Here is a 23,240-nt window from a genome sequence, read left to right as displayed (position 1 = left end):
CATGGCACGTGGCAGACTCCGGATCTACCTCGGCGCGGCACCCGGCGTCGGCAAGACCTACGCAATGCTGTCGGAGGCACACCGCCGGATCGAGCGGGGCACCGACTGCGTGGTCGCCTTCGTCGAACACCATCACCGGCCGCGCACCGAGGTGATGCTGCACGGCCTGGAGCAGGTGCCGCGCCGGGAACTCGCCTACCGGGGCGGCGTCTTCACCGAGATGGACGTGGACGCCGTCCTCGCGCGCCGCCCCCAGGTGGCGCTCGTGGACGAACTGCCCCACACCAACATCCCCGGCTCGCGCAACGCCAAGCGCTGGCAGGACGTGGAGGAGCTGCTGGCCGCCGGTATCGACGTGATCTCGACCGTCAACATCCAGCACCTGGAGTCGCTGGGCGACGTCGTCGAGTCGATCACCGGGGTGCGGCAGCAGGAGACCGTCCCGGACGAGGTCGTACGCCGCGCGGACCAGATCGAGCTGGTCGACATGTCCCCGCAGGCACTGCGGCGCCGGATGGCGCACGGCAACATCTACAAGCCGGACAAGGTCGACGCGGCCCTGTCCAACTACTTCCGCCCCGGAAACCTCACCGCCCTGCGCGAACTTGCGCTGCTGTGGGTGGCCGACCGGGTCGACGAGTACCTCAACGCCTACCGCAGCGAACACCGGGTCTCCAAGATCTGGGGCTCCCGCGAGCGGATCGTGGTCGGTCTGACCGGCGGTCCCGAGGGACGCACCCTGATACGGCGTGCCGCCCGGCTCGCCGAGAAGGGCGCCGGGGGCGAGGTGCTCGCCGTCTACATCTCCCGCAGCGACGGTCTGACCGCCGCCTCCCCGAAGGAACTCGCCGTCCAGCGCACGCTGGTCGAGGACCTCGGGGGCACCTTCCACCACGTCGTCGGCGACGACATACCAGTCGCGCTGCTGGACTTCGCCCGGGGCGTCAACGCCACCCAGATCGTCCTCGGCGTCTCCCGCCGCCGCAGCTGGCAGTACGTCTTCGGGCCGGGGGTCGGTGCGACGGTGGCCCGGGACTCCGGGCCCGACCTCGATGTGCACCTGATCACGCACGACGAGGTGGGCAAGGGCCGCGGACTGCCGGTGACTCCAGGAACGCGCCTCGGACGCTCCCGGGTCATCTGGGGCTGGCTCGTCGGCGTGTTCGGACCTGTCCTGCTGACATGGCTGCTCACCAGCGCCGCCCCGGACGTCGGCCTCGCCAACGACATGCTGCTGTACCTGACGCTGACGGTGGCCGCCGCCCTGCTCGGCGGGCTCTTCCCGGCGCTGGCCTCCGCGGTGGTCGGCTCCCTGCTGCTCAACTGGTACTTCACCCCGCCCGTCCACACCCTGACGATCGCCGACCCGAAGAACATCGTCGCCATCGCGATCTTCGTCGGGGTCGCCGTGTCCGTGGCGTCCGTGGTGGACCTCGCCGCCCGGCGCACCCACCAGGCGGCCCGACTGCGCGCCGAGTCCGAGATCCTCTCCTTCCTCGCCGGGAACGTCCTGCGCGGCGAAACCACTCTGGAGGCGCTGCTGGAACGGGTCCGCGAGACCTTCGGCATGGAGTCGGCGGCCCTGCTGGAGCGGACCGGCGAGACGGCGCCCTGGACCTGCGCCGGCAGCGTGGGGCCTGAGCCCGCGCGGATTCCTGAGGACGCGGACGTCGACGTACCCGTCGGCGACCACATGGCCCTGTCCCTGCGCGGCCGCGTGCTGCCCGCCGCCGACCGCCGGGTGCTGGCCGCGTTCGCCGCGCAGGCCGCCGTGGTCCTGGACCGGCAGCGGCTGCAGAGCGAGGCCGACCGGGCGAAGGAACTCGCCGAGGGCAACCGCATCCGCACCGCCCTGCTCGCCGCCGTCAGCCACGACCTGCGCACCCCGCTCGCCGGCATCAAGGCCGCCGTCACCTCACTGCGATCCGACGACGTCGAATGGTCCGAACAGGACCAGGCCGATCTGCTGGAGGCCATAGAGGAGGGCGCCGACCGCCTCGACCATCTGGTCGGCAACCTGCTGGACATGTCCCGCCTGCAGACCGGCACGGTCACGCCCATCGTCCGCGAAAGCGACCTCGACGAGATCGTGCCCATGACGCTCGGCGGGGTACCCGAGGACAGCGTGGAGCTCGACATCCCCGAGACCCTGCCCATGGTGCACGTGGATCGGGGCCTGCTGGAGCGGGCGGTCGCAAACGTCGTGGAGAACGCCGTCAAGTACAGCCCGCCGGGGGAACGGGTGTTGGTGTCCGCGAGTGCCCTTGCCGACCGTGTCGAACTGCGGGTCGTCGACCGGGGTCCCGGTGTCCCGGACGAGGCCAAGGACCGCATCTTCGAACCCTTCCAGCGCTACGGCGACTCGCCCCGCGGCGTCGGTGTCGGTCTCGGCCTCGCGGTCGCGCGCGGCTTCGCCGAGGCCATCGGCGGCACCCTGCACGCCGAGGACACCCCCGGCGGCGGGCTCACCATGGTGCTCACCGTGCCGACCACACCGGACCGGCGGCCCGAACAGCCGGAACCGTCGGCAGCGACCACCTCCTGAGGGGCGAAAACCGCCGCTTCAGGCGTCGGGCGGCACGGTCTCGAACTCCTTCTGGAGGTCCCTCATGTCCAGCCGCAGCCGCCAGGTGTTGCGCCGGTGCACGGACGCCAGCGCCGCCTGCAGCGGGGACGGCGGCACCGCGAGGACGGGACAGGTGGCATGGGCGAGGCAGAAGCGGCCGGCCGACGGCGACAGCGCCCGGTGCACCCGGCCCCGCTGTCCGGCACCGACCACCAGGATGTCGTCCTTTCGGTCGGCAATCCGCACCAGCATCGCCCCCGGGGCGCCCCGGACGACGAGCGCCTGCCCGGGCAACCCGGTGTCCGTGCCGCCGAACACCTCACGCAGCGCGCCGACAAGCCTCTCCCGTGCCAGCCGCTCCCATTCCTGGACCATGACGACCGCGGCCGGGAACCTGCGAGCAGCGTGGTCCCCGCCGGGCGGCTCCCAAGCCAACACCGGCCAAAGCTCGGCCTCCCGGCGCCTGGCCTCCTCGGCTGCCCGGCCCAGGGCGGTCAGACTGCCCAGCGAGCCACTCACTCCCACTACGACGCGGGAAGCTGAGGGTGGTTGGGACTCGGACATCTTTTTCACCGTTCTGCACACGCCGACCGAAGGTGTCCTGGTCGACGATCCTCCTTGGAATCGCTTCCATCTCACCTCCCCGCAGGGCTTTCGAACAGCCCGTACGCCAGTTCTTGGCGCCCCTCTGACGGCTCTCTCCATGCCCTCTGACCAGGCACGTCAGCATTCCGTCAAGGTCGCCATGGCACAACTCCTATACGGCGAAGACCTCGAGCCCTCCGATCGGTTCCCGGCCGGCTCCCTGTGCGTCCCGGTCCGACCGGGCCCCTCCGGCTGTGCGGCCCGGCTCTTCCGCACTCCGCTCGGCGACCGTACGGCCGTCGGCTTCACCTCCTTGCGTCGGCTGACCGCCACGCTCGGCCGTGACCAGGCGTGGATCCGCCTTGCCGAGCCTGCGTTGCGTGCGCTGACCGCGCCGCTCGGCGTCATGGCCCTCACGGTGGACCCGCAGTTCACCGCCCCGGCCCCCAGGCCGATGTCCGCACCGGCACCTGCTTTCGTGCTGCGGACCGCCTGAGCGGGGAAGACACGATGACCGCGGTTGACGAACCCACTGCCCCTAACACGGTGCGGACCCCTCGGTGTGGCCCCCGACCCCTTCGGTACCCCCGTCTACGTCCTGGATGAGGCCGAGGTCTGCCTGCGACCGCGGCCATACCGGGAGGCGCACGACCGCCCTACGAAGCACACCAACTCCGCCCGACCCTGAGGAGGTTGTTCCGACTCCTCAGCGGCCTCGCCGCTGGCCCCTTCCTGGGTGAGAACGCGCCGTCAACAGGCAGGGAGCGTGGTGGGGGTGCGCGGGCAATCAGCAGGCACCTATACCTCGATGTGTGAGCCCATGATGACCGTGCGGTCACGGGGCAGCCCGAAGTACTCGGCGGCGTCTGCGGTGATGTAGGAGGTGGCGATGAACAGCCGCTTGCGCCAGGGTGCCATCGTCGGTTCCTTGCCCCGCCGGAGATCGATCTTCGACAGGAAGTAGGACGCCTGGTCGAGCTGCAACGGCCCTTCGGTCTGGGCCGGCTCGAGCATGGCCAGGGTACTGGGTACGTCCGGGGTCTCCATGTAGCCGAACCGGGCGGTGACGTGGATGATCCCGTCGTCGGCGTAGCCGAGGTCGTCGACGACGAGCCGCCGGTCGGCCGGGACGCGGGGCACCGGCTCGGTCTGGAGGGAGAGGATCACGACCTGGTCGTGCCGTACGTGGTTGTGCTCGACGTTGGCCCGCATGGCCAGTGGCGTGGTCTGCTTGCCGCGGTTGAGGAAGACGGCCGTGCCGGGGACCCGCAGCGTCGACACCTCGCCACTGCGGAGGCGGTCGATGAACTCGGGCAGCGGACCCTCCTGGCGGATTCGTTCGGCTGTGACGAGTTCGCGGCCGCGTTGCCAGGTGGTCATGACGGTGAACGCGGTCAGGCCGATCAGCAGCGGCAGCCACGCGCCGTGGACGAGCTTGGTCAGGTTGGCCGCCACGAACAGCAGGTCCACGAAGAGCAGCACGGTTGCGCCGACGGTGATCAGCCACTTGGGTGTGCCCCACTTGGCGCGGGCGACGTAGAAGAACAGCAGGGTGGTGATGGTGATGGTGCCGGTGACCGCCATGCCGAACGCGAAGGCGAGCGCCGTGGAGCTGCGGAAGGCGAACACCAGGGTGAGGACCGAGACCATCAGCAGCCAGTTGATCCAGGGGACGTAGATCTGGCCGATGGTGGATTCGGAGGTGTGCGCGATCCGCAGCCTCGGCAGGTAGCCGAGCTGGGCGGCCTGGGAGGTGACCGAGTACGCGCCTGTGATCACGGCCTGGGAGGCGATCACCGTGGCCGCCGTGGCCAGCAGGACCATCGGCCACCTGCCCCAGTGGGGCACGAGCAGGAAGAAGGGGCTGCTGATGTTGTGCGGGTCGGCGAGGATCAGGGCGCCCTGGCCGAAGTAGCTAAGAACGCACGCCGGGAAGACGAGGAACATCCAACCGCGTGTGATGGCCCGGCGGCCGAAGTGCCCCATGTCCGCGTACAGCGCTTCCGCGCCGGTGACCGCGAGCACGACCGCGGCCAGGGCGAAGAAGGCGGTGCCGAAATGGCCGAACAGGAAACCCAGGGCATAACTTGGCGACAGCGCTCTGAGGATCGCCGGGTGGTCGGCGATGCCGGCCACACCGCAGGCGCCGATGGCCGCGAACCAGGCGATCATGACCGGCCCGAACATCCGGCCCACCGCCGCGGTTCCTCTGCGCTGCACGATGAACAGCAAGACGATGATCACCGCGGTGATCGGCACGACCGCGCTCTCCAGCGACGGCTGGACGACCTTGAGCCCTTCAACCGCGGACAGCACCGAGATCGCCGGGGTGATCATGCTGTCGCCGAAGAACAGCGAGGCGCCGAAGACGCCGAGCGCGGCCAGCACGGCCGTCGTCCGCCGGCCACGCTGCGAGCCCCACCGCCGTACAAGGGTGATCAGCGCCATGATGCCGCCCTCGCCCTCGTTGTCGGCACGCATCGCCAGCAGTACATACGTGACCGTCACAATGATCATCACTGACCAGAACACCAGCGACACCACCCCGTACACGTTCTGCGTGCTGACGGGGACGGGATGCGGGTCGCTCGGATTGAACACGGTCTGGAGCGTGTAGATCGGGCTGGTCCCGATATCACCGAAGACAACGCCGAGGGCACCGATGACCAGCGCGAGACGCACCGCGTCGTGCGCGCTCGCATCATGACTCTCCGGCAGCCACGATGCGGATCCGCCGCCCGACGCGGCTCCGTGCCGGGGATCGGCCATGGCATCCTCCTCCGCTAGGGCCGCTGTGCTGCAGGCCAGGTGGCTTACGCCGCGAAGATACCGATCACATGCACAGCCGTTGGTAGCGCACGCCGCTTCGTTCGAACGGGGCCACCTCGTCTGGCTCCCAGTGAGGGTTTCCAACGAGGGGGAGCAGCGCCGGTGGAGCCGCCGGGCTTACAGAGCGCGGCTCTCGTCCGGAGGCAGCATGCGGGGCGGTGCCCTCTGGGTCCTGGCTCGAGGAGTCCGAATAAGTGGCCCAGCAGAGAGTCGCCGGCTTCGTCACCACTTACGATTCATTGCGCACCGAGGGGTGTTCAGGGGGTGTCCTTCTCCTGCCGGGCCGTGACGTGAATCTCGATGCGGCTCTGGGCGCCGGTCCATACCCTGGTCAAGGTTCTCGGTCGTGGGTGAGGCTGATGGCTTATGCAGACTTCAGTATCTGACTAGCGAACTGTCAGCTGACTCAGCAAGCAGTCAGCGTGAATCCCTCAATGTGTGGGGGCGTTGGCTGGAGGATGAGCCGTTGTAAACTGAGGGGCAGCCCTTGACCTGCAAAAACGCGGGCAGGGAGCGAATTCGGGAGTGCTGAATGCTTCGTAATCTATTCAAGTCCAAGATCCACCGTGCCACCGTCACCCAGGCCGACCTCCACTACGTCGGATCCGTGACCATCGATGCCGACCTCCTCGACGCCGCCGACCTGCTGCCCGGTGAGCTCGTCCACATCGTCGACATCACCAACGGCGCCCGTCTGGAGACGTACGTCATCGAGGGTGAGCGCGGGTCCGGCGTGATCGGGATCAACGGGGCCGCGGCGCATCTGGTCCACCCCGGCGATCTGGTGATCATCATCAGCTACGCCCAGGTTTCCGATGCCGAGGCGCGGAGCCTGCGGCCGCGGGTCGTACACGTGGACGGCGACAACCGGATCGTGGCCCTGGGCACCGACCCGTCCGCGCCGGTGCCGGGCTCGGACCAGGAGCGCAGCCCGCAGGCCGTCGCGGTCTGAGCGCCTGACCAACGGATCGGGTCCCATGACCTCGTACGCCGGGCCGCTCGCCCTGCTCCACACCTCGCCCGTCCACATCCCCGTCTTCGAGTCCCTGCGCGACGAGGCCCATCCGGGGCTCACGCTGGCGCACCTCGTGGCCGAGGAACTGCTGGATCGCGCCCGTACCCAGGGCCCGGACGCCGTGGCCGACGATGTCCGGGAACTGCTCGGCGAGGCCGTCGCGGCCGGCGCCCGGGCCGTGCTCTGCACCTGCTCGACCATCGGCGCGGTCGCCGAGCGCGCGGGGGTCGGGGTGCCCGTACTGCGCGTGGACCGGCCGATGGCCGCCGCCGCGGTGGCGGCGGGCCCCCGCGTCGTCGTGGTCGCCTCGGTGGAGAGCACTCTGGAGCCGACGGCCGCCCTGATCCGGGAGGAGGCGGCGGGGCGATCGGTCGAGGTGCGCGCCCTGCTCGTCGAGGGCGCGTGGGACCGTTTCGAGGCGGGTGACATGGACGGGTATGTGCGTGCGGTAGCCGGCGCGGTCGACGGGATCACCGCCGCCGACGCGATCGTGCTCGCCCAGGCCTCGATGGCCCCGGCGCAGCATCTGACCAGGACCGCCGTCCCGGTGCTGTCGAGCCCCGCGCCGGGGCTCGCGGCGGCCGCCGCAGCCGCCCGCAGCGCCGCCTGGCCCGGTCGAGGTAGTCGGCCGTCCTCGTGTGCGGTGGCCCGCCCGGTCCCTGTGCGTACCGCGACGGGGTGAGTGCCCGCGCGGCGGCCGGGTACCCGGGGGAGATGTCCAGGGCCGATGTATCGACTGGCTGGAGGACACGATGACGCATCCGTTCCCCGATCCCGCACAGCCGGGACCGTTCCCCGGACCGGGACCGACACCGGGACCGGAGCCGACCCCCGAACCGGGCCCCGCACCTGGGCCGGAGCCCGTGCCACCGGGTCCAGGGCCAACGCCGCCCGAACCGGGCCCGGTGCCGCCGGGACCGGGTCCCGACCGTCCGCAGCCCGGCCCGGAACCGGTGCCCAGCCCGGAGCCGCGGCCCACTCCCGAGCCGCCGCCGTCCCCGATTCCCCAACCACCGGGCCCGGATCCTGTTCCAGAGCCCGAGCCAGGACCGCCCCTGAAGTAACCAAGTCGCAATAAGTCGGATTAAATTCGGAACAAGTAGGGATTGGACGTGGCCCGGCGCAGGGGGAAAGGCCTCGCGCCGGGCCATCCTCATACCCCGCGTCCTTGCGGAGCGAAGCCTCCCAGCCCGGCCGCTACGCCTCGACCTCCGACCGGTCCCCGCCCCACAGCGTGTGGAACGAGCCCTCCCGGTCGACGCGCCGGTAGGTGTGCGCCCCGAAGAAGTCCCGCTGGCCCTGGGTGAGCGCGGCGGGCAGACGCTCGGCGCGCAGGGCGTCGTAGTAGGCGAGCGCCGCGGAGAAACCGGGCGTGGGGACGCCCTGGCGGGTCGCCGCGACGAGGACTTCGCGCCAGTCGTCCTGCGCCGCCGCGATCTCCTGCGCGAACGTCTCGTCCGACAGCAGGCTCGGCAGGTCCGCGCGGGCGTCGTACGCGGCGCGGATGCGGTCCAGGAAGGCGGCGCGGATGATGCAGCCGCCGCGCCAGATGGAGGCCACCTTGCCGAGGTCGATGTTCCAGTCGTACTCCTCGCTGCCCGCCGCGATCTCGTGGAAGCCCTGCGTGTACGACACGATCTTCGACGCGTACAGCGCCTGCTCGACGTGGTCGGCGAAGGCCGCCGCCTCCGCCTCGCCGAGTGGCGCGGGCTTGGGCCCGGCCAGCCCGCGTGAGGCCTCGCGCAGTGCCGTGTGCCCGGACAGGGAGCGGGCGAAGACCGCCTCCGCGATCCCGGAGACCGGTACGCCGAGGTCGAGCGCGATCTGGACCGTCCAGCGTCCGGTGCCCTTCTGCTCCGCCTGGTCCTGGACCACGTCGACGAACGGCTTGCCCGTCGCCGCGTCCACGTGGGAGAGCACCTCCGCCGTGATCTCGATCAGGTACGAGTCCAGGCGGCCGGTGTTCCAGGTGCGGAAGATCTCGGCGATCTGCGCGGGGGTGTAGCCGGCGACATCGCGCAGCAGTTGGTACGCCTCGCCGATCAGCTGCATGTCGGCGTACTCGATGCCGTTGTGCACCATCTTCACGAAGTGCCCGGCGCCGTCGGGACCGACGTGGGTGACGCACGGCGCGCCGTCCTTCGCCTTCGCGGAGATCTTCTCCAGCATCGGGCCCAGGGATTCGTACGACTCCTTCGAGCCGCCCGGCATGATGCTCGGCCCGTGCAGTGCGCCCTCCTCGCCGCCGGAGATGCCCGTGCCGACGAAGTGGATGCCCTGCTCGCGCAGCTCCTTCTCGCGGCGGCGGGTGTCCGCGAAGTGCGCGTTGCCGCCGTCGATGATCATGTCGCCGGGCTCCAGGAGCGGGGCGAACTCCTGGATCACCGCGTCGGTGGGCCCGCCCGCCTTCACCATGATGATCAGACGACGGGGCCGCTCCAGCGCCGCGACGAAGTCCTTCGCGGTCTCGGTCGGCACGAAGTCGCCCTCGTGTCCGAATTCCTTCACGAGGTCATGGGTCCGTGCCACGGTCCGGTTGTGCAGGGCGACCGTATAGCCGTTGCGCGCGAAGTTGCGGGCGAGGTTGCGGCCCATGACCGCGAGACCCGTGACGCCGATCTGGGCGGAAGTGCTCATAACGGTTGGCTCCTGGAGGTCCTGGAATCGGCGGTGCCGGTTCGGTCCTTGAGGCATCCCCAATGGGTGGTGCCGGTCGTGCTCGTCAGTATTGCCCGGTGACCATCCTGACGTGCCGGTGCGCCCACCGCGCATCCGGGTGTTACGCCCAGGATTACGCACGCTTTTCCCACGCGCCTCAGCCGTTTCCTCCCGCTGTGGCAACAGGGGGCGATTCCTGGTCAGTTGGCGCGATGGAGCGGCCGATTGCCGTCTTGTCATGGCCTGTTCGCAGCGCTTACTTTTGCCCCTCCTGACGCATGTCGAGGGGGCTCTCCATGGCCGTACGCGGCCGGCACCGCCGGTATCAGCCGACAAGGATCAACCGCGCCTCGCTCACCGTCACGGCGGGCGGCGCCGGGATGGCGATACCACTCATCGGCGCCGGGGCCGCGCACGCGGCCGACGTGGACACCTGGAACAAGGTCGCCGCGTGCGAGTCGAGCAACAACTGGAGCATCAACACCGGCAACGGCTACTACGGGGGACTGCAGTTCACCCAGTCCACGTGGGAGGCGTACGGCGGAACGGCGTACGCCCGGCGGGCGGATCTGGCCACCAGGGACCAGCAGATCGCCGTGGCCGAGAAGGTCCTCAAGGGGCAGGGGCCCGGGGCCTGGCCGGTCTGTTCGGTGCACGCCGGCCTCACCCGAAGCGGTGACACGCCCGATGTCGACACCTCGGGGACGTCCACCCGGACCGCCAAGCGCTCCGTCCGCGATGTGAAACCGCAGACCACGCCCCAGTCGCATGCGGGCACCGTCGAGATGTACACCGTGGTACGCGGCGACACGCTGTCGGGTATCGCCGACACGCACCGCGTCCAGGGAGGTTGGCAGCGGCTGTACGCGGCCAACCGCAGGACCGTCGGCGCCGACCCGGATCTGATTCTGCCGGGACAGCGGCTGAACCTGCGCGGGAAGCCGACGACGCACACGGACCCGACGCGTACGCCGACCCACAAGTCGTCCCCGCCGACCCACAAGTCGTCCCCGCAGAAGACCACTTCGGACCGGGCCACCACCACCGACTCCATGGTCGCCCCGGTGAACGCAGCGATGGGCACGCCGTACCACGCCGCGGGTTCCGAGTGGTCCAAGGGCTACCACACGGGCGTCGACTTCCCCGTGCCCACCGGCACCTCCGTGAAGGCCGTGGCCGCCGGCCAGGTCGTCAGCGCCGGCTGGGGCGGTTCCTTCGGCTACCAGGTGATCATCCGGCACGCCGACGGCCGCTACACGCAGTACGCCCATCTGTCGGCGATCTCCGTGAAGGACGGGCAGAGTGTGGCGACCGGCCAGCGCATCGGCCGCTCCGGCTCCACCGGCAACAGCACGGGCCCGCATCTGCACTTCGAGGTGCGGACGGGGCCCGAGTTCGGCAGCGACGTCAATCCGGTCGCCTATCTCCGGGCGGGCGGCGCCACGATCTGACGCCCGCCACGGCGGCAGACGGTCCGGTCATGGTCCGATGCGCCACGGCGGCAGACGGTCCGGTCATGGTCCGATGCGCCCCGGCGGCAGACGGTCCGGTCACGATTTGACCCGCGCGCGCCTGCGGTCCGGGAAAGGCACCGCCACGAACGGTCCTCCGTAGAAGGGGCCGTACGGGCACGCCGGCTCGCCGTAGGGGGCCGGCTCCCAGCCCCCGTACGCGTTCTCCCGGACCGGTTCCGGTACGGAGAACACACTCTCCTCGGCCGGGGCGGGCGCCTGCGCGGGCAGCGAGGTCAGCAGCTCCGGGAGCGGCTCCGGCTCCGTGGCGGAAGAATCCGGGAGGGTTTCCGTGACGGGCTCGGTCACCGCCACCGTACGCTGCTCGCCGCTGATCCGTTCCGTCGTCAGCAGGATCAGACCGCCCGCGGCGAGGACCCCGCAGCCCAGGGCGAGCACGGTGCCCGTCGTGCCGTAGCGGAAGGTTTCCCCGAACATCGTGATGCCCACCGCGGCCGCCGCCACCGGGTTCACGACCGTCAGCGTGGCAAGCGGCGCCGCGAGCCCGGCACCCCGGTAGGAAGCCTGCGACAGCAGCACGCCGGCCGTGGCGAAGACGCCTATCACCGCCAGGCTCGGCAGGTCCGCCAGGGAGACCCCGTCCGTCCAGTCCACCGCGACCGTCTTCGTGAACACCGACGACATGCCGAACGCGACACCGGACGCGACCGCCAGCAGCACACTGCGCACCGCCGGATGCCGGTGCGCCGCACGGGCCGCGACCATAAGCGCCACGACGCCGCCGGCGGTGACCAGGGCCACCGTCACACGCTGCGGGTCGCTCAGGGAGTGCGTGTCGGACGCCCCGACCAGCGACAACAGGCCCGCCAGGCCCACCGTCGCCATCACGGCGCCCCGCCAGGCGGTCGCCCCGGCCCGGCGGCCCACGAACAGGGCCGCCATCGGCAGCGCGAACACGATGGTCAGCGCGCCCAGCGGCTGGACCAGACTCAGGGGACCGTAGGCGAGCGCCACCACGTGCAGCAGACCGCCGAGACCGTTCAGCAGGACGGCGGCCCACCAGGCCGGCCGGCGCAGCGGCGCATACGGCCGGCCCGGCGACGACACTGCGACCTGCTCCTGCACGATCGCCCCGCCCGCGTACGCGACGGCGGAGACGAGCGACAGGAGCACGGACAACGCGAGGGCGCTCATCAGCGACTCCTCTGCGTGGGGCCGGGGCGCGGGGCCTGGCGCGGCGAACGGTCTTCCATACTCAACACCATGCCGTGCGAAGCTCTTCCCGTCGTCGTACCTGAGCACGCATTGGGTCATACTGCCGATGGAGTACCGCTGTGTTCCCGTCCTCCCCAAGAGGGGTGACAGCGGGAGCGTCCCCCCGGGTGGGAGCCCCTAGGGGCCTTGGTACTACTGACCTTTGTGGACCTCGACCCCGAACTCGCCGCGCTCGGCTCCCTCGGCGGCTTCTTCGTACTGCGCACCGGCGTCCCGCCGCACGGCCCATTGCCGACCCTCGCACAGGTGTACGGAACCGGAACGTCCCGTGCGCCCGCCGATGCCTGCTCGGACCCGTTGACCCTGCGCGTGCGCAAGGTCGCCCGCAGTCTCCACGCGCCCGAAATCCGCGTCGCCGCCTCGATCGCCCACCAGGGCCTCGCGGCCCGGCTCTGGTCCGTCGCCCTCGGCTGCGCCACCCTCTACGGGCAGGTGCCCGACCTCGATCCCCGGCTGGTGCACTGGGATCCGGACGGCAGCGCGCCCGACGACCTGTGGCTCAGCGAGGTGCATGCGCTGCCCGTCGAGTCGCTCGACGCGGTCGTACGCGAGGGACACCTCGTCCCGCTCGCGTCCGCCCTGAGCTCCCGGCACGGCGTCTCCGTACGACTGCTGTGGGGCAACGCGGGCTCGGCGCTCGCGGGCAGCGTGCGCATGCTCGGCCACTGGGCGCGGACGAGCGGCCGTACGGACGTGGCGGAGCGGGCCCACGCACTGGCCGCCGGGCTGCTCGCGCGCTCCGGCCTGTCGGGCACCCTCGACCCCGCCACCGGCCGGCGCCGCAGCTGCTGCCTCTACTACCGGCTGCCCGGCGGCGGCCTGTGCGGCGACTGCTGCTTCGACCGTCCGCCGGGGCGCGGCTGAACACCGGTGGTCTTCCGCAACCGCCGTATCTGGGTGACCATGTGGGGACCAGCTTGAGACAGGGGGTTCCGGGTGCGTGTGGGACTGCTGACCCGGGAGTACCCGCCGGACGTGTACGGCGGTGCGGGCGTTCATGTCGAGTTCCTCGCCCGGGAGTTGCGCTCCCTCACCGACCTGGACGTGCACTGCTGGGGCGAGGGCGCCGCGGGCGGTGTCGTACGCCACCGGCCGTGGTCCGCCCTCGACAGCGCCAACGACGCACTGCGCACCTTCTCCGTGGACCTGTCCATCGCCGCCGCCCTCCAGGGCCGCGAACTGGTTCATTCGCACACCTGGTACGCCAATCTCGCCGGCCATCTCGGCAAGCTGCTGTACGGAATCCCGCATGTGATGACCGCCCACTCGCTGGAGCCGCTGCGCCCCTGGAAGGCCGAGCAGCTCGGCGGCGGATACGCCCTCTCCAGCTGGGCCGAGCGCACCGCGATCGAGGCCGCGGACGCCGTGATCGCCGTCTCCGGCGCCATGCGCGACGACATCCTCAGCTGCTATCCGGCCCTGGACCCGGCGCGGGTCCACGTCGTGCACAACGGCATCGACACCACGCTCTACCAGCCGGACCACGGCACGGACGTACTCACCCGTATCGGAGTCGACCCCGACCGCCCTTACGTCCTGTTCGTCGGCCGCATCACCCGCCAGAAGGGCGTCCCGCATCTGCTGCGCGCGGTGCGGGACATCGACCCGGCGGCCCAGCTCGTGCTGTGCGCGGGCGCACCGGACACCCCCGAGATAGACCGCGAGTTCCGTGAGCTCTTCGAGGAACTGAGCCGGAACCGGAAGGGCGTCCACTGGATCCCGAAGATGCTGCCGCGTCCCGATGTGATCCAGTTGCTGACGCACGCCGCCGTGTTCGTCTGCCCGTCGGTGTACGAACCGCTCGGCATCGTCAATCTGGAGGCCATGGCGTGCGGCACGGCCGTGGTGGCCTCACGCACCGGCGGTATCCCGGAGGTCGTGGACGAGGGCCGCACCGGTCTGCTGGTCGACGTGGACGACGACTTCGAGTCGCGCCTCGCGCGCGCCCTCGACTCCGTCCTCGCCGACCCGGTGGCCGCCAGGCGCATGGGCGAGGCCGGACGGGAGCGCGCGGTGGGGGAGTTCGGCTGGGACACGGTGGCCCGCCGCACGGTTCGCCTGTACGAGGAAGTCCTCGAACAGGGGTAGTCATTGAGCAAAGAGCGGCACAACCGGGCGTAGAGGGGCGGCGGCATGCGGCGGGGTGGACCTTCGGTGCTGGGAATCGTACTGGCTGGTGGCGAGGGGAAGCGGCTGATGCCGCTGACCACGGACCGCGCGAAACCGGCCGTGACCTTCGGCGGTACCTACCGCCTCGTCGACTTCGTCCTCTCCAACCTCGTCAACGGCGACATCCTGCGCATCTGCGTGCTCACGCAGTACAAGTCGCACTCGCTGGACCGGCACATCACCACGACCTGGCGGATGTCCAGCCTGCTCGGCAACTACGTCACGCCGGTCCCGGCCCAGCAGAGGCTCGGCCCGCGCTGGTACCTGGGCAGCGCCGACGCGATCCTGCAGTCGCTCAACCTGATCTACGACGAGCGGCCCGAGTACGTGGCCGTGTTCGGCGCGGACCACGTCTACCGTATGGATCCGCGGCAGATGCTCGCCCAGCACATCGAGAGCGGTGCCGGCGTGACCGTGGCGGGCATCCGGGTGCCGCGCGCCGAGTCCTCGTCCTTCGGCGTGATCAGTCCGGGCTCGGACGGCCTGACCGTGGAGCGCTTCCTGGAGAAGCCCGCCGATCCGCCCGGACTGGCCGACGACCCCGAGACCGTCTTCGCGTCCATGGGCAACTACATCTTCACCACCAAGGCGCTGATCGAGGCGCTCCAGCGCGACGCGGAGGACGAGAACTCCGTTCATGACATGGGCGGTTCGATACTGCCCGCGCTCACCGACCGGGGTGAGGCCCAGCTGTACGACTTCAGCGCCAACCACGTGCCCGGTGAGACCACGCGCGACCGCGGCTACTGGCGGGACGTGGGCACCTTGGACGCGTACTACGAGGCCCATATGGACCTGATCGCGGAGCGGCCCGCCTTCAACCTCTACAACCGCAGCTGGCCGATCTACACGCACTCCGGCCAGCTGTCGCCGGCCCGCTTCAACGCGGGCGGAATCGCCAGCGAGTCGATCATCAGCGCCGGATGTCTGATACGGGGGCAGGTGACGCGGTCGGTCCTGTCGCCGGGGGTCGTGGTGGACCCCGGCGCCGTCGTCCAGGGTTCGGTCCTGCACGACAACGTGCACGTCGGACGGGGCGCGATCGTGCGCGGGGCCGTCCTCGACAAGAACGTCGAGGTGCCGCCGGGCGCGACGATCGGCGTCAATCCGGAGCGGGACGCGGAGTTGTACACGGTGTCGAAGGACGGGGTGATCGCGCTGGGGAAGGGGCAGCACGTGTCGTAGGCGTTTCCGCCGGCGTCAGTCGGACCGTTTCACGACCTTGGACGACCTGAGGACTCTGCCTGCTGCGTCCAGTGCTCTCACCTGGAAGTACGGTCCGGGGCTGTCGGTCGTGACGGCGGTCTCGAAACCGGACCGTGCGGCGTGTGCGACGACGACGGACAGGGCGCGGGGCCCGGGCCCGGCAAGTACCTGCCAGGCCCTGGTCCGCGTCGAGCCGTTCCAGGACGCGTAGACGACGCTGTGTGCGCCCTCGCGCCGTGCCGCCGCGCTCGGCGGGTAGTACGGCGTGCCGACCCACTCGTTCCGAAACGCTCGATACGAGATGTTGGAGCCCGGCATCTCCGCGTCGTAGAGCAGGTTCTGCGCACCGTTGTCCTCGGTGTTCCCCGGCGCCCGGTACTCCGAGTAGTACGGGCTCTGCCCCCAGCCGATGAATTCGTTGCCGTTGGAAAGGGCCTGGGTGTTGCCCTGGGTCGGTGACTCCAGCGGCGGCTGGTGGTAATAGGTCCTGGACATGGTCGCCTTCCGGCTGCGGAAGTCGAGGTCGAGGATCAGCCCGTGCGACTTCTGTTCGGGGGCACCGTCGGGCAGATCGCAGCAGCCGTCGTCGAACATGCTGATCCGGTTTCCCGGCCGGAATCGGGCATCGTGCTGCCAGTAGAAGTCCGCGTTCGGGCCGAAGGCGAAGTCGCTCTTCTTCCCTCCGAGTTGCCAGCGGATCCTGCCGGATCTCTTGGAGACGTCGTAGATGGCCCACATGTTCCGGGACGAGATCAGCAACTGGCCTCCCGGGCCCTCGTCGACCGAGTTGATGTGGAAGGCGTCCCACACCCCGTCGGATGACGACGCGCTGGAGACCGGCTCCTCGGAATCGGCGGGGTCGAGGTGGTCCAGCGCGTTCCAGGAGTAGAGGAGTCGCCCCGTGGCGAGGTCGACCTCCTGGATCTCGCTGTTCAGGATCGCTCCGTCTGCGGGACCACCGTAGGGGGTGAGATCCATGGGCACCGGTCTGGATGCGATGAACAGCGCGGTGCCCCTGCGGGTCAGCGTGAATTCATGCTCGTCCGGGTAGTAGCCGTGATGCGCGAAGACCGTCTTGAGCAGGCGGTAATGGGTGTCGAAGATGTAGTAGCACCCGCCCGGTTCCGGGGCTCCTGCCGGCAGGTTCGTGTACCACGGCGGAAGGGCGAGGGTTCCCTGCCACCAGGTCAGCACCGGCTGTGCTCCGTGCGTACGGGCGTGGTAGTACGTCTGAACCCTGAAGTCGGCGTTCTGAAGGTTCGTGGAGGGCAGTGGCCGGAACCAGACCGGATCGCCGGAGTTGTCGTTGATCAGTGCCCCGGTCTGGCCGACCATCGTGTCCGCGCTGAACGGAGCGACGAAGATGTTGCCGCGAGCCGTCCCCGGCCGGTGCGCGGTCACGGTCACCCGCATGGGGCGCAGACCCGGCTCGGAGACGAAGCGCCACACGTCGCTGCCCGACAGGACGGGAGGCGGAGTGCTTTGCGACGGGGGGACGGGTTCGGTGGCGCACAGGCCGGAGGCTCCCCCGTGCGGACCCGCCGCGGCCGAGGGCACGCAGTTCACGACGACACATCCCGCCGCCAGCGCGCAGGCCCAGGCAGTGCGACGAGTTCTGGCGCGTACCCGGCGAGTCCGCAGCCTCAGCATCACCATTGCCGACCTCCTGGGCGCCAGGTCCTGCCGGACCGTACGGGCAGGTGCGGGCCCCGGCCGGACCCGCGGCAGCGCCAACCGTAGATCAGTCGGGCCCCCGGTCCGCTGCGGCGGACACACAGGATCCGGCACGGCCACCCGAATGACGCACCGAACCGGTCCTCGGCAGGCGCGGCCCGCATCGCGCCGCCTATCGTCGCCCGTGAGTACAAGCTGACCGGCCTGGAAGCGCGGACCTGCTGTGGCGCACTGCAGGAAGTAGAGGGGGGAGAGGACGAAAGCGGGGTCGTGGGTATGACCGAGGCAGCCGTGCACGCTCATCCGCCCGGGCACTCGTCCCCCGGCGGCCGCGCGAAGAAGCCAGGGGGCCGGGGGCGCCGCCGGAAGGCGTTTCTTCGCAGGGATAGGGAATGCGCAGCCGTGCTGCTGGCCGCGCTCCTCGCCGGTGGGTTCGTGGCTCCCTCCGGGAGCACGCACGGTTCCAGCGGTGGACACGACGGGGACGTGGTAGGTGATCCCGCCCCTCTGCGCAATGTCCCGCGGGCGATATCCACCGTGGCCAGGGGCGAACTGATCGTCTACCGCATGCCGGGCATGCAGGGGAAGCAGGTCAACGCGACGGCCATGCTGTTCCTCCCCAAGAAGGCAGCACCGGCGGGAGGTTGGTCGCTGTTCGTGTGGGGGCACGGGACCGTCGGCTGGGCTCCGCAGTGTGCGCCCAGCGTCCAGCTCCAGGAGCACGGCACATGGGCCGACGGTCCGAACGCCGACTTGCTGGCGGCCGTCCTGAAGATGGGCATCGCCGTCGTCGCGCCGGACTACGAGGGGCTGGGACCGGCGTCCGCGGGCGTCGTGCCGGGGCACGGCTACTATCACCTGTCCAGCGAGGGCAACTCCATGATCTTCGCCGCGGTCGCCGCGCAGCGGTACCTCGGCCGCAGACTGTCGGGGCTATGGGTCCCTGGGGGATGGTCGGAAGGCGGCTTCGCGGCGCTCGCCGCCGCCGACGCATCCGGCTCCGCCGCGAAGGCGGACCCCGCGCTGAAGTACCGGGGCACCATAGCCCTCGCTCCGGTGCCGGACGTCCCTGCCATGAACAAAGTCCTCTGGCGGGACATCGACCAGGCCTCCCGGTCCGGACACGCCCCGACGGATCACCAGCTCGACCAGCTGGTCTTCGCCAACGCGGAAACCATCTACTTCACAAAGACCGAACGCCAGGCGGGTTACGCCGTCGACCCGCGCCAGGTCTACGGCGCGAACATGCTCAGGTTCTACGACCACGACTGGCAGACCTGCCTGGACGACCTGAACGCCGCCGTCAGACGGGACATCCAGAACTATCTCAGCACCTCTCCGTCCCACCGCCTGAACACCTATCAGGGCGTGCGTGCGGGCAAGCCCAACGCGCTCCCGGGGACCAGACGGTTCTTCGAGCAGAACCAGGGCAAGCTGGAGAATTCCCATCTGCCGGGCTCGGTCCTGTGGTTGTACGGGACCGACGACATCACCAGCCCGAGTTCCGTGACGTACAACGTCGTCAACAAGATGGTGGCCAACGGCAACGACATCAACCTTTCCGTCCTGCAAGGGGCAGGCCACTACGACGTCCCCACCGCGGGCCTGCCGTTGATCCAGGCCCGCCTCAAACAGCTCTTCGATGTGAGGTCATGACGAGGTACTCGACCTCCGTCCGACCGCCCCTTTGATGATCATCTACGCCCCGCAGGGCCCCGCAGCCGGACTCGGCGCGCCTGCGGGGCGCTCGCGTGACGCCGATGCGCGACGCGCTCCAGGTCAAGTCTTGAGGATCCCCCGGAAACTGACGCACCGCCAGCACCATGTGCTCAACGACGTCGATCTTCCGGAGGTCTCCCGAGATGAGTTGGACCCGGCGCCTGCGCCTGTGCGCGGCGGGCGCGGTGGCGGCCTCGGCGCTGTTCTCCCCGCCGACCGTCCACGCCGCCGAGCCGAGCGACGGCAGGCTCACCGACCTGGTCAACCCGTTCATCGGCACCCAGAACGAAGGCAACACCTACCCCGGTGCCGCCGTGCCCTTCGGCATGGTGCAGCTCTCGCCGGACACCGGGCACAGGACCGGCTACGACTACACGCAGAACCGGATCCGGGGCTTCTCCCTGGTCCACCTCTCCGGCGTCGGCTGCGCCATCGGAGGGGACCTGCCCGTGCTGCCGACGACCGGGGACGTCACCGAGACGGACGACGCCAAGTACGCGGCCACGTTCAGCCACGCCGACGAGCAGGCGAGCCCCGGCTACTACCGGGTCGGCCTCGACACCGGCATCGAGGCGGAACTGACGGCGACCGAGCGCACCGGTGTGCAGCGGTACACGTTCCCGGCCACCGACAAGGCGAACGTCCTGCTCAACGCGGGCCAGGCGCTGCACAAGAACGTGTCGTCCAAGGTCGAGATCCTCGACGACCACACCGTGCGCACCGAGATCACGGGCAGCGGCTTCTGCCGCTCCACCCGGCCGTACACCGTCTACACGGTCACCCGTTTCGACCGGCCGTTCACCGCACACGGCACGTGGTACCAGGACTCGATCACCCCGGGCGCGACGAAGTCGTCGGGCCCCGGGCGCAACGGAGCGTACGTCACGTTCGACACGACCAAGGACCGCACGGTCGAGGCCACCACCGCGCTGTCGTACGTCGACGCGCACGGCGCCGAGGTCAACCTCGATGCCACGAACGGCAGTTCGTTCGATCAGCTCCGGGAGGCCGCACGCCTCGCCTGGGAGGACCGTCTCGACGACGTCCGGGTGCAGGGCGGAAGCGACACTCTGCGCACCTCCTTCTACTCGTCCCTGTACCGGTCCTTCCTCGCGCCGAACATCGGCAGCGACGCCGACGGCCGCTACACCGGCTGGGACCAGAGGATCCACCGGGCGAGGGGGTTCACGTACTACCAGAACTGGTCCCTGTGGGACACCTACCGCACCCAGTGCCAGCTCCTGTCCCTGCTCGCGCCGCGCGAGGCGCGCGACATGGCGATCTCCGTGCTCAAGATCGACGAGGAGGGCGGCTGGCTGCCCAAATGGGGCTACGGCCCGGTCGAGACCAACATCATGAGCGGCGACCCGGTCACCCCGTTCCTCACCCACGCCTACCATCAGGGACTGCTCAAGGGGTACGAGGACAGGGCCTACCGTGCGCTCAAGAAGAACGCCGACGGTGTGCCGCCCGCGGACACCATGTACGTGGGCCGGGAGTCGAACCGCGAGTACATCGCCAACGGCTACGCGCCCCTCATCAAGAGCCGTCCGTACCGGAAGCCCGGCGACTCCGACTACCACCACGGCGGCTCGGTGACCCTGGAGTTCGCTCTGTCCGACGCGATGCTCGCCCAGATGGCGCGCGACCTGGGACATGACGCGGACGCGGCACGCTATGCCGCGCGCTCGCGGAACTACCGCAATGTCTTCGACCGCTCGACCGGCTTCTTCCGCGCCCGGAACGCCGACGGCGGCTTCGACGGACCTGCCGACCCGGCCAGGAGTGAGGGCTTCCACGAGGGCACGGCCTGGCAGTACCAGTGGCTCGTACCGCAGGACCTGCCCGGCATGGTCGGCCTGATCGGCGGCGAGCAGGCGGCCAACGACCGCCTCGACACGTTCTTCGCCTACGACCGGATGCTCAAGGATCCGGGGAGAACCGCGCGCGAGGTGTGGGTGAACGGGCCGTACGCCTACTACAACGCGGACAAGTACAACCCGCAGAACGAGCCCGACCTCATCGCCCCCTACACCTACCTCTCGACGGGCGAGCCGTGGAAGACGACCGACGTGGTGCACGCGGCGCTGACCCTCTTCACGGACGGGCCGACGGGCATCACCGGCAACGACGACCTCGGCACGATGTCCGCCTGGAACGTGCTCTCGTCGGTCGGCATCTTCCCGGTGCAGCCCGGCTACCCCACCTGGGGTCTGACCACCCCCGTCTTCGACCGGGTCGACCTGGTCCTGGACCGGTCGTACTACCCGCGCGGGGGGCTGACCATCACCGCGCCGGGCACGTCCGACAGCGACCGGTACATCCAGGGGGTGCGGCTCAACGGAACGGCCTACGAACGCACGTACGTCACGACGGACGCACTGCGCCGACTCGACACGCTGGACTTCACGCTCGGCGCGCGGCCGTCCGGGTGGGGTACGGCACCGGACGCCGCGCCACCTGCGCTGAAGTGACCTCAGGCGCCACATAAGTCCTGTCCCTTTCGGCGGGGCGGGACTTAATCTGCTGTTAACTGAGCGTAGCTTGATCGTACTTGACCGTAATCGCCTGTCGGAGGTTGACTTCTTGCTTCCCCCATCGTCGACGCGAGGCAAGCCATTGACCTCCGACCTGCTCGCACCACTCGACCTGGCGTTCTGGAACATCGAGTCCGCCCGGCACCCGATGCACCTCGGTGCCCTCGGCGTCTTCTCCTGTCACTCGCCCACCGCGGGCGCCCACGCCGCCGATCTGCTCGCCGCCCGCGCCGCCGCGGTGCCGGGGCTGCGCATGCGGATCCGGGACGTCTGGCTGCCGGACGTGCGCATCCCGCGCGATCTGGCCGCCGCACGCCTTCCGCTCGCCCTGGGCGGCGCGGCCCGCGAACCCGCCCCCGACTTCGACCCGCTCGACCATGTACGGCTGCACGCCCCCACCAGCGACTTCCACGCCGTCGCGGGCCGTCTCATGGAGCGCCCGCTGGAGCGGGGCCGGCCGCCGTGGGAGGCCCATGTGCTGCCGGGGGAGTCCGGTACCTCCTTCGCCGTGCTCTTCAAGTTCCACCACGCCCTCGCCGACGGACTGCGTGCCCTCACGCTGGCAGCCGCCGTCATGGATCCGATGGACCTGCCCGAGCCCCGCCCGCGCCCCCAGGAGCCGGCCCGCGGTCTCCTCCCCGATGTGCGCAGACTCCCCGACCTCGTCCGCGACACGCTCTCCAACGTCGGCCGCGCCCTCGACATCGGTGCCTCCGTCGCCCTGTCCACCCTCGGGGTGAGTTCCTCGTCCGCCCTCATCTCCGAGCCCAGCGGCACCCGGCGCACCGCCGGCGTCGCCATCGACCTCGACGATGTGCACCGGGTGCGCAAGTCGGAGGGCGGCACCGTCAACGACGTCCTGATCGCGGTCGTCGCGGGAGCCCTGCGCCGCTGGCTGGACGAACGCGGCGACGGCAGCGCGGGCGTGGCGCCCCGCGCACTGATCCCCGTCTCCAAGCGCCGCCCCCGCTCGGCCCACCCACAGGGCAACCGGCTCTCCGGCTACCTGATACGGCTCCCGGTGGGCGACCCGGACCCGCTGGAGCGGCTGCGGACCGTGCGCACCGCCATGGACCGCAACAAGGACGCCGGGCCCAACCGGGGCGCGGGTGCCGTCGCGCTGCTGGCCGACCACGTGCCGGCCCTGGGCCACCGGCTGGGCGGACCGCTGGTCAGCCAGGCCGCCCGGCTCTGGTTCGACATCCTGGTCACCAGCGTGCCGCTGCCCAGCCTCGGCCTGAAGCTCGGCGGTGACCCGCTCGCCGAGGTCTACCCGCTCGCGCCGCTGGCCCGCGGCCAGTCCCTGGCGGTGGCGATCTCGACGTACCGCGGCCGCGTCCACTACGGGCTCGTGGCGGACGGCCGGGCGGTGCCGGACCTGGACCGGCTGGCTCGTGCGGTGTCCGAGGAGGTGGAGACGCTTCTGGCGGCCTGTCGTACTTGAGTTGACCATCCGCGTTGCCCGAGCGACGGCGGCCGTGCCGGGGCATGGCCGCCGTCGGCGTTGCACGCCCGTCCGGTTCCATGATCATCGC

Annotated in this window: 16 protein-coding genes; 11 read left to right on the top strand and 5 right to left on the bottom strand. The window is 70.2% G+C overall.

The window, feature by feature from the left end; genetic code table 11:
- Position 1: 1 nt before the first annotated feature.
- Positions 2 to 2,545: a DUF4118 domain-containing protein gene (locus ABT186_RS30285; RefSeq protein WP_351927737.1), complete on the top strand. Its 2,544-nt coding sequence runs from the start codon at positions 2 to 4 to the stop codon at positions 2,543 to 2,545.
- A gap of 18 nt (positions 2,546 to 2,563) precedes the next feature.
- Here ABT186_RS30285 and ABT186_RS30280 read toward each other — a convergent pair whose 3' ends face one another.
- Positions 2,564 to 3,130, bottom strand: a complete 567-nt coding sequence (locus ABT186_RS30280; protein WP_351927735.1) for a universal stress protein — start codon at positions 3,128 to 3,130, stop codon at positions 2,564 to 2,566.
- Between the two features lie 181 nt (positions 3,131 to 3,311).
- On the opposite strand from ABT186_RS30280, the gene ABT186_RS30275 reads away from it, so the two are divergent.
- The gene (locus tag ABT186_RS30275; RefSeq protein ID WP_351233590.1) at positions 3,312 to 3,647 is read left to right on the top strand and encodes an SAV_915 family protein; all 336 of its coding nucleotides are present in this window, start codon (positions 3,312 to 3,314) and stop codon (positions 3,645 to 3,647) included.
- Between the two features lie 302 nt (positions 3,648 to 3,949).
- Here ABT186_RS30275 and ABT186_RS30270 read toward each other — a convergent pair whose 3' ends face one another.
- Entirely contained in the window at positions 3,950 to 5,920 is a 1,971-nt protein-coding gene (locus ABT186_RS30270; RefSeq protein ID WP_351927733.1) for a potassium transporter Kup, read from the bottom strand.
- A gap of 592 nt (positions 5,921 to 6,512) precedes the next feature.
- On the opposite strand from ABT186_RS30270, the gene panD reads away from it, so the two are divergent.
- Together panD and ABT186_RS30260 are read left to right on the top strand one after the other, a co-directional pair.
- Positions 6,513 to 6,932, top strand: a complete 420-nt coding sequence (gene panD, locus ABT186_RS30265) for an aspartate 1-decarboxylase (protein ID WP_351233586.1) — start codon at positions 6,513 to 6,515, stop codon at positions 6,930 to 6,932.
- A gap of 25 nt (positions 6,933 to 6,957) precedes the next feature.
- The gene (locus tag ABT186_RS30260; RefSeq protein WP_351927731.1) at positions 6,958 to 7,677 is read left to right on the top strand and encodes an aspartate/glutamate racemase family protein; all 720 of its coding nucleotides are present in this window, start codon (positions 6,958 to 6,960) and stop codon (positions 7,675 to 7,677) included.
- A gap of 515 nt (positions 7,678 to 8,192) precedes the next feature.
- Here the strand turns inward: ABT186_RS30260 and gnd are convergent.
- Positions 8,193 to 9,632, bottom strand: coding sequence for an NADP-dependent phosphogluconate dehydrogenase (gene gnd, locus ABT186_RS30255; protein ID WP_351927729.1), 1,440 nt, complete (start codon positions 9,630 to 9,632; stop codon positions 8,193 to 8,195).
- 317 nt (positions 9,633 to 9,949) lie between these two features.
- On the opposite strand from gnd, the gene ABT186_RS30250 reads away from it, so the two are divergent.
- A complete protein-coding gene (locus ABT186_RS30250) occupies positions 9,950 to 11,104 on the top strand; it encodes a transglycosylase family protein (RefSeq protein WP_351225068.1) in 1,155 nt (384 codons plus the stop codon).
- A gap of 99 nt (positions 11,105 to 11,203) precedes the next feature.
- Here ABT186_RS30250 and ABT186_RS30245 read toward each other — a convergent pair whose 3' ends face one another.
- On the bottom strand, positions 11,204 to 12,319 hold the full coding sequence (locus ABT186_RS30245; RefSeq protein WP_351225070.1) for a DMT family transporter: 1,116 nt from the start codon (positions 12,317 to 12,319) through the stop codon (positions 11,204 to 11,206).
- Between the two features lie 207 nt (positions 12,320 to 12,526).
- Between ABT186_RS30245 and ABT186_RS30240 the strand changes: the two genes are divergently transcribed.
- The 3 genes from ABT186_RS30240 (at position 12,527) to glgC (ending at position 15,754) form a co-directional block, all read left to right on the top strand.
- Positions 12,527 to 13,264, top strand: coding sequence for a (2Fe-2S)-binding protein (locus ABT186_RS30240; protein WP_351225072.1), 738 nt, complete (start codon positions 12,527 to 12,529; stop codon positions 13,262 to 13,264).
- Between the two features lie 72 nt (positions 13,265 to 13,336).
- A complete protein-coding gene (gene glgA / locus ABT186_RS30235; RefSeq protein ID WP_351225074.1) occupies positions 13,337 to 14,488 on the top strand; it encodes a glycogen synthase in 1,152 nt (383 codons plus the stop codon).
- A gap of 45 nt (positions 14,489 to 14,533) precedes the next feature.
- On the top strand, positions 14,534 to 15,754 hold the full coding sequence (glgC, locus tag ABT186_RS30230; protein WP_351225076.1) for a glucose-1-phosphate adenylyltransferase: 1,221 nt from the start codon (positions 14,534 to 14,536) through the stop codon (positions 15,752 to 15,754).
- A 15-nt stretch (positions 15,755 to 15,769) separates the two neighbouring features.
- Here the strand turns inward: glgC and ABT186_RS30225 are convergent, their stop codons facing one another.
- A complete protein-coding gene (locus ABT186_RS30225; protein WP_351927727.1) occupies positions 15,770 to 17,341 on the bottom strand; it encodes an arylsulfotransferase family protein in 1,572 nt (523 codons plus the stop codon).
- 510 nt (positions 17,342 to 17,851) lie between these two features.
- Between ABT186_RS30225 and ABT186_RS30220 the strand changes: the two genes are divergently transcribed.
- The 3 genes from ABT186_RS30220 (at position 17,852) to ABT186_RS30210 (ending at position 23,149) form a co-directional block, all read left to right on the top strand.
- Positions 17,852 to 19,105: a hypothetical protein gene (locus ABT186_RS30220; RefSeq protein ID WP_351927725.1), complete on the top strand. Its 1,254-nt coding sequence runs from the start codon at positions 17,852 to 17,854 to the stop codon at positions 19,103 to 19,105.
- A gap of 206 nt (positions 19,106 to 19,311) precedes the next feature.
- Positions 19,312 to 21,642 carry a GH92 family glycosyl hydrolase gene (locus ABT186_RS30215; protein WP_351927723.1) on the top strand — a complete coding sequence of 777 codons (2,331 nt, stop codon included), beginning with the start codon at positions 19,312 to 19,314 and terminating at the stop codon, positions 21,640 to 21,642.
- Positions 21,643 to 21,787: 145 nt separating this feature from the next.
- Complete coding sequence (locus ABT186_RS30210) at positions 21,788 to 23,149, top strand: wax ester/triacylglycerol synthase family O-acyltransferase (protein ID WP_351225084.1); 1,362 nt, start codon at positions 21,788 to 21,790, stop codon at positions 23,147 to 23,149.
- Positions 23,150 to 23,240 lie beyond the last annotated feature (91 nt).

The organism is Streptomyces sp. NPDC001634 (assembly GCF_040298185.1).
Lineage (GTDB): Bacteria > Actinomycetota > Actinomycetes > Streptomycetales > Streptomycetaceae > Streptomyces.
The sequence above is the reverse complement of the archived record's forward strand: the minus strand, read 5'-3'. Positions and strand labels throughout refer to the sequence as shown.

What these genes read in the sequence shown, in the direction of transcription:
- ABT186_RS30285 (WP_351927737.1), top strand. Translation starts at nt 2, where the DNA reads ATGGCACGTGGCAGACTCCGGATCTACCTCGGCGCGGCACCCGGCGTC.
- ABT186_RS30280 (WP_351927735.1), bottom strand. Translation starts at nt 3,130, where the DNA reads ATGTCCGAGTCCCAACCACCCTCAGCTTCCCGCGTCGTAGTGGGAGTG.
- ABT186_RS30275 (WP_351233590.1), top strand. Translation starts at nt 3,312, where the DNA reads ATGGCACAACTCCTATACGGCGAAGACCTCGAGCCCTCCGATCGGTTC.
- ABT186_RS30270 (WP_351927733.1), bottom strand. Translation starts at nt 5,920, where the DNA reads ATGGCCGATCCCCGGCACGGAGCCGCGTCGGGCGGCGGATCCGCATCG.
- panD (WP_351233586.1), top strand. Translation starts at nt 6,513, where the DNA reads ATGCTTCGTAATCTATTCAAGTCCAAGATCCACCGTGCCACCGTCACC.
- ABT186_RS30260 (WP_351927731.1), top strand. Translation starts at nt 6,958, where the DNA reads ATGACCTCGTACGCCGGGCCGCTCGCCCTGCTCCACACCTCGCCCGTC.
- gnd (WP_351927729.1), bottom strand. Translation starts at nt 9,632, where the DNA reads ATGAGCACTTCCGCCCAGATCGGCGTCACGGGTCTCGCGGTCATGGGC.
- ABT186_RS30250 (WP_351225068.1), top strand. Translation starts at nt 9,950, where the DNA reads ATGGCCGTACGCGGCCGGCACCGCCGGTATCAGCCGACAAGGATCAAC.
- ABT186_RS30245 (WP_351225070.1), bottom strand. Translation starts at nt 12,319, where the DNA reads ATGAGCGCCCTCGCGTTGTCCGTGCTCCTGTCGCTCGTCTCCGCCGTC.
- glgC (WP_351225076.1), top strand. Translation starts at nt 14,534, where the DNA reads ATGCGGCGGGGTGGACCTTCGGTGCTGGGAATCGTACTGGCTGGTGGC.
- ABT186_RS30215 (WP_351927723.1), top strand. Translation starts at nt 19,312, where the DNA reads ATGAGTTGGACCCGGCGCCTGCGCCTGTGCGCGGCGGGCGCGGTGGCG.